The organism is uncultured Campylobacter sp. (assembly GCF_938017705.1).
Lineage (GTDB): Bacteria > Campylobacterota > Campylobacteria > Campylobacterales > Campylobacteraceae > Campylobacter_B.
This window is the reverse complement of sequence record NZ_CALIIS010000008.1, coordinates 1-1,481: the sequence shown is the minus strand read 5'-3', so window position 1 is coordinate 1,481 and position 1,481 is coordinate 1. Positions and strand designations below refer to the sequence as shown.

Sequence of the window (1,481 nt, the reverse complement as noted above, 5' to 3'; positions counted from 1 at the left end):
GGTTGATCTTTTTGGTATCCGCGGTTAACATTTTTGTTAACGGCGTTAGCATTTTCATCAACGGCGGTTGACGTAGATAGATTTTCAAACGCGACTATTTTTATCTTTCTATTTGTTACTACGGCACCAAATTTTTCATCCTCGGTTTTTATATAGCCGTAGTCTTTGAGTATGCCGATTTGCCGCGAGATGTTTTCGGGCGTGGTCTTAAATTTATCCGCTAGGTATTGATTTGAGGCGTAGCAATAGCCCTCTTTTGCCGACAATGACGCAATCAAAAGCAATAGGCGCAGTTGAGACTTTATCCTATCGTCAAAAAGCCATTGATTGAAGCAGATAGCGTATCCGCCGCTTAAATTTTCGCTCATATCCTCTCTCCTTTGAAGTATTCGACTATTTTTCCTGCAAGGGCTATCTGCCCCTCGCCAGTGATTTTGGTGGTGAATTTTTGATGCGTGCCGGTTGAGCCCGCGAATGTCTGCGTCGTGACCTCGAAATAGCCGTTTTCTATGTATTTCTGATACGGCACGTTATGGCGCGCGCCTCCGCTGATGAGATAACCGCTAGCGCGCAGGAAATCAAATAGTCTATTCTGCCCTATCGATATGCCCCTTCTGTTGCTTAGCAGCTTGGCGTAGTTGCCGATCAGGATGCTATCGACGCTAGCCTCGACCGATTTGGCAAAGCTCACATATCCCGCGTTCGCCGCCTTTTCGGCTTCGAGCTGCTCTCTTTTAGCGCGCTCGGCTTTGAGGTTTTGGGCTAGGGCTATGATGGTGTCGGGGTCGTTTAGCACTTCCTCGATCTTTGCGGGTGTCAAATAGCCGCCGTGCTTGCGGATGGCGGGCAAAATTTCGTTATTTACCCACATTCTAAACGGCTTCGCGTTGTGTTTGTTGCTTCGCATTAGCACGAAATACAACTGCGGCTCGGTTATCATCGTGAAATTTTGTATGCCGCCTGCAGGTTCAAAGGGGTAGGTATAAAATACCCCCTCCTTTTCAAACTCCGTATTTATCGCATCTCTTACCTGCTTAGGGTCTGAAATGTCTAGAGCCCTACATACGTCGTTCAAACAAAACAGCGGCTCGTTTTTCTCATCTACCGCAACCCTGATCTCGAAGTTGTCTTTTTTAAAAATTTCTAGGTTCATTTATTCTCCTTTTTATTCATCCTAAAAGCCCCTTGCGATATAATTTATTTGCATTTCAACACAAGGAGCTATTATGATGAATACTTTCATCATCTCTTATGATCTACGCGAAGAAGATCAGGCCTACGATGCTTTATACAAAGCTATAGAAGAGTTGGGCGATGCGTGCCGCTGCCTAAAATCACTTTGGATTATCACAGCGAATTTAAGTCTTAAACAAGTTGTCGACAAATTAGCGCTAGTAATCGACGAAAACGATGGACTGTTTGTAATACAAGTACCCAATAATGCTATAGCAGACTGGATAGGACTAGATAGCGATTCATCG

Annotated in this window: 3 protein-coding genes; 1 reads left to right on the top strand and 2 read right to left on the bottom strand. The window is 44.7% G+C overall.

Annotation, left to right across the window (positions count from 1 at the left end; genetic code table 11):
* On the bottom strand, nucleotides 1–368 hold a 368-nt coding region (locus Q0605_RS00530; RefSeq protein ID WP_298703311.1), incomplete at its 3' end, for a helix-turn-helix domain-containing protein.
* A complete protein-coding gene (locus tag Q0605_RS00525) occupies nucleotides 365–1,153 on the bottom strand; it encodes a phage antirepressor KilAC domain-containing protein (protein WP_298703309.1) in 789 nt (262 codons plus the stop codon). The genes Q0605_RS00525 and Q0605_RS00530, both read right to left, overlap by 4 nt.
* 73 nt (nucleotides 1,154–1,226) lie before the next feature.
* Between Q0605_RS00525 and Q0605_RS00520 the strand changes: the two genes are divergently transcribed.
* Nucleotides 1,227–1,481 (top strand): hypothetical protein (locus Q0605_RS00520; protein WP_298703307.1); only part of this gene is annotated, 255 nt, incomplete at its 3' end.